General features: G+C 65.0%; 4 protein-coding genes. All 4 read right to left on the reverse strand.

Annotation, left to right across the window (positions count from 1 at the left end; genetic code table 11):
• On the reverse strand, positions 1 to 704 hold a 704-nt coding region (locus BN871_RS25295; protein ID WP_048749865.1), incomplete at its 3' end, for a copper amine oxidase N-terminal domain-containing protein.
• A 35-nt stretch (positions 705 to 739) separates the two neighbouring features.
• Positions 740 to 1339 carry a hypothetical protein gene (locus BN871_RS25300; protein WP_021879727.1) on the reverse strand — a complete coding sequence of 200 codons (600 nt, stop codon included), beginning with the start codon at positions 1337 to 1339 and terminating at the stop codon, positions 740 to 742.
• A gap of 88 nt (positions 1340 to 1427) precedes the next feature.
• Positions 1428 to 4076 (reverse strand): S-layer homology domain-containing protein, encoded by a 2649-nt coding sequence (locus BN871_RS25305; RefSeq protein ID WP_048749867.1) that lies wholly within the window; start codon positions 4074 to 4076, stop codon positions 1428 to 1430.
• A 155-nt stretch (positions 4077 to 4231) separates the two neighbouring features.
• The coding region (locus BN871_RS25310; RefSeq protein WP_048749869.1) for a UDP binding domain-containing protein at positions 4232 to 4576 on the reverse strand (345 nt) is incomplete at its 5' end.

The raw sequence follows: 4576 nt of genomic DNA on the forward strand, positions 1-4576 counted from the left end.
GAGCTGCCGGAGGCCGGAGGAGACTCCGGACTCCCCGCAGCCGAGCCCGGGTTGTCCGGGGAAGCACCGGATGAGCCTTCGCCAGGGCCGCTGAGGCCGCCTTCCGAGCTGCCGCCCGCCCCGCCTGCGGCTGGCAGCGACAACTCGATCAGCTGGCTCGAGGATGTCCATTGGACGGCCGCGCCCGACAGCTCCGCCAGAAAGCGCAGCGGAACATAGATCGTGCCCTCGGCGATATAGGCCCGCTGATCCTTAGGCAATACAGTTGCCTTGCCATCGGCGTAGAACGATGCCCTCGCATCCGTCAGGCTTATCTTATGGCCGGCCGGGGCTGACGGGACCGTGTAGACCGTCCCGGCCTTCCCCTCCACAGCTTGCCGCTGACGAGCGGACGGCGTCCACAGCGACACGCTCCGGGTTTTGGAATCCCATTCCACCCTGCATTCAAGCGCAGCAGCTGCGACGCGCAGCGGAACGTATACCCTGCCTCCTTCCATTAAAATATAATTTCCTTCCTTCAGCTTCTGCAGCTTGCCGTCGACGACCAGCTTCGCTCCGATGGATTCCGCCTTCACCGCCGCCTGAGCGGCAGCTGCAGCCGGCTTCGCAGCGGCTGCCGCCGCGCTGCCCGCCCCTGTCCCCATGACCAGCATAGCCGCTGCCGCGGCATAAGCCGCCGCTTTCCTCCTTGCAATCCGTTTCATCCTTCGTTCCCCCTTGCTTGATATGGATCGCCTGCTCAGCGCTTGACCTGCTCCGCCTTGCCTCCGCCTCCCGCTCCAGCCTTGAAGGCGAGCGCCGAGAGCCGGTTGTAGTCGCCCGGCGCCAGCTGCTCCAGCAGAAGCTCCTTGACCTCCCGTTTCTCGTCCTGACTGAGTCCTCCCTTAGCCAGTTCCTTGAGGACCGCGATTTCCTTGCTTCCCAGGCTTCCCGTCAAAATACGGAGCGCTTCCGCCTTCTCCGACAGGGACAGCTTCTTCCCTGCTTGCCTGGCCTCCTCCACCGACAGTCCCCCTCCCCGGTCTTCCGGAGCTCCGGATGAAGCCTTGCCGACGGCTGAAGCCGATTCCGCTTGAGCTTCCGGAGCAGAGGAAGGACCGGAAGGACCGGCGGACGAATTCCCTGTCGCGATGCCTTGATGTCCGGCATCCGTGGGCTCGGCTCCGGAGCGGGGCGGGACGGCCCCCGCACTGGCGCCAGCCTCCTCCTGAATGCCGGCAAGCGACGGATCCGCAAGCAGTCCAAGCGCCTTTTCCCCGGCCCAGCCGATCGAGTAGAAGGCAGCTCCTCCGAGCAATCCGCAAGCGGCCAGCCCGGCCGCGATTCGTCTGGTTTTCATGCCATGCCCTCCCCGTTCGCGATTTCCTTGCCTAAGCGCAAAACGGCTGTCCGCCGGCAGCTGCCGGCAAAACAACCGTAGAGGCCAATCAGGATTGAAGCTGCTTCAGCGTCCGGTAAAGAATGACGGCGGCCTCGGCTCTCGATGCCGGCTTCGCCGGCTGGAGAACGCCGCCGCTTCCGACGATGCCGAGCTGTGCGGCGAGAGCGACGCCCGGACGCAAGGAAGCCGCTACCGATGCCTGGTCTTTGTAGGCGGCCAGCGCCGCATCCGGGTTCGTCAGAGCGGGATAGCCGCCTGCCGCCTGCATCGCCCTTGTCACCATCACAGCAAGCTCCTGCCGGCTGACCGGGGCGCCCGGAGCGAAGCTGTCGCTGCTCCGTCCGTTCGTAATGCCGCTTGCGACGGCAGCGGCTACGTAAGGAGCGAACCAGTCGGTCGCCTTCACGTCTTTGAACGCGATGTCAGCCGACGATCCTTCCAGATTGAATGCCCGGACGATCATCTTGGCGATCTCCGCCCTCGTAACCGACCGGGACGGGTCGAACTTGCCGGCAGCTACGCCGGTCATGATTCCTTTGGCGGCTATGCCTTGAATGGACGTCTCCGCCCATTTGGCGTTCGCCAAGTCGGTGAATTCCACTTTGTTTTCCACGACGGCATAAACCGCCGCCGAGTCCAGCACATCCGCTTCATATACCGAGGATACCGTCCCGGCCTGGAAATCGACCGCTCGTCCCGCACGGATCCTCACGAGCCCGAGCAGGTCGCTGCCCGCGCTGTCCGCCGATACCGGCAAGGAGAGCCGGAGCGGTTTGGCTGCCGCTGCGGAAGCCTGTCCATTCTGGCGGACTTTGAACGAATATCCGCCCGAAGCGAGCGGAAGATCGGTGGCCTTCCGGACTTCGCTGTCATCCTCATGGGTTAGGCTGATCTGCAGGTCGCCGCTGCGGCCGTCCACGGGAACCGACACTTGCGCGCCGCCGCCGGCCAGTCCGATGTACTGGATGCCGGATGTCTGCGCAGCGGTCAAAGCTTCCTGGGGAACTTCCAGCGACCAGCTGCTGCCGGCCGATCCGGCATCAAGCTGAACGCTGACGCGCAGCTTTTTGGTCAGGTCGGAGCCGGATCCATCCAGCCCTTCCAGCGCGCTCTTGACCGAAGCCGCCGCCTCCGACACGGCCGCAAGGCTGGCCAGGGCATCGGCGGAATCCCACTTGATGCCGGACAGGCCGGCCGGGTCGGGCTCCAGCGCCGTCAGATTGATCTTGGCGATCGCATCCAGCGCTTCCTGGGCAGCCTTGAACGCCTCGCGGATGAGCGCGATCCGCTGCGCCGGCGTTGGAGAAGCGGCCAGCTCCCTGCGGATCGCCTCAATCCGGGCGATATACTGCTCGACGATCGAGCGGATTCGCTCGGCGATGCTTCCCGGTCCGGCGTTGCCCGATTCGGAGCCGGATCCGCTGCCGCTGCCCGGCGTTCCTCCGCCCGGGAAGCCTCCTCCCGGAAAGCCCGGGAATCCAGGGAAGCCTCCGCCTGTTCCAGGATCCGGCGTCGGTGTCGGAGCCGGTGTCGGACTTGCGCCCGGATCCGGGCTTGGACTCGTTCCCGGGCCCGGCGTCGGGCTTGCGCCCGGATCCGGACTCGGACTCGGCGTCGCCCCCGATTCCGCCGACAGCGTAATTCTCTTCTCGAACACGATCTTCTCCGGTCCTCCGTAAGGATTGATCAGCTTCGCCTGAAGAAGCGCGCTTCCCGCCGCCGAGTCGTCCGGAATGGTGACCAGCCCGTTCACGAACACCCGCACATCGTCATCGCCCTCGATTTTATACCAGCGGATCGCTCCCTCCGGAGCGGCGATGCCGTTCAGCAGCAGCGAATATTGATGCATGCGTCCGCCATTGCCGACCTTGACAAGCTCAGAGCTCGTCATCCTCATGAGTGCGACGAGCAGAGCCGTTCCCGCAGGCTTTTCCAGCTGCAGCCGCTCCTGGGCATTGCCGAGCACCTTCACCAGATCCGCGCCCGTAATGCCGTAGGCCTGCAGCATGCGGCTGAACGCATAGTCGCCCGTACGGCCGAGCATGTCCGTCAGCACCCGCAGCATGAGCTCGTTGCGCTTCTCCGGCATGAACAGCAGCTGCATCAGCTCAGGCTGGCTCAGGCGGGACACGAACTCCCGGATCGTGCCCTCGACGCCGCGCTTGCCCGCGCCGTTCCCATACATGAATTCGACCACCTCGTCCATCGTGAGGTCGTCGACTCCGCCCGCGCGGACGATCGGCACAAGAGCGCGGCGGTAATCGGCATTGGAGCGGATCGCCTGAAGATCGGAGGCCTCGGGCGCGTACAGCAGCGCTATCGTGTCCCTCATGAGCAGGAACAGATTGCTCTTGATGAACTCCAGATCCTCGGTCGCCGCCAGCTTCGGCTGGATCTTGTCCCATACCGGAGCCGCGAGAGCGAACTCCGCCGCGGGATCGAGGGAGCGAAGCTCCTCGCGGAAATTCAGCACATCCCGGTAATCGGCCGGATCTCCGGCCAGAAGAGCGGCGTGAAGCGCATACAACTGGGCCAGCGCCTGGTCGATCGTGCCGGGCTGCGGCAGGCTGCCGGCCGCATAGGCATGGCCGATCAGCCCGATATCGGCTGCTGGCCGAGGAGGAACAGCCGCAGCAGCGCCTGACGCCAGGACGGCGGCCAGTGTGGACAACGTCATTTTTCTTTTCCATGTCATTGCATCTTCACCTCTTGGAATTGTTTTCTCCATCGCTTGTTTATGCCTGAAGGCTGCGTACGTACGGCAGCGGAGACTGCCTGGAAATCGCGGCTCCCTCCCGGTTCGTCCCGCAGCTTCGCCCGCCCGGGCTTGCCTGGGCGGGCTGGAAGAGATCAGTAGCTCAGCTCGGGAACCGGGTCCTTCACGCCGCGGGTCATGCCGGGACGTCCGACCGAGTAGTACACGAAGTCCGTGCCTGCGAGATCCTGCTCGCGGAAAGCATTGCGGCCGTCGATCAGCACCGGCTGGCGGAGCATCGCGCGAAGCTCGGCAAGGTCGATGGAGACGAACTCCTCCCATTCCGTAAGCAGGCAGACCGCATCGGCTCCAGCGGCGGCTTCCAGCGCGCCGGAGCACCATTCCACCCGTCCCGCTCCGCCTCCGAAATGGCTGCGGAAGTTGTCCATCGCGATGGGATCGTAGGCCCGGACCTGGACTCCCCGGTCCAGCAGCTCCCC

The sequence above is a fragment of the Paenibacillus sp. P22 genome (assembly GCF_000469945.2).
GTDB classification, from domain to species: Bacteria; Bacillota; Bacilli; order Paenibacillales; family Paenibacillaceae; genus Paenibacillus_O; species Paenibacillus_O humicus.

Bases quoted from the DNA above. Each gene is read 5' to 3' on its own strand.
- BN871_RS25300 (WP_021879727.1), bottom strand. From the start codon at position 1,339: ATGAAAACCAGACGAATCGCGGCCGGGCTGGCCGCTTGCGGATTGCTC.
- BN871_RS25305 (WP_048749867.1), bottom strand. From the start codon at position 4,076: ATGACATGGAAAAGAAAAATGACGTTGTCCACACTGGCCGCCGTCCTG.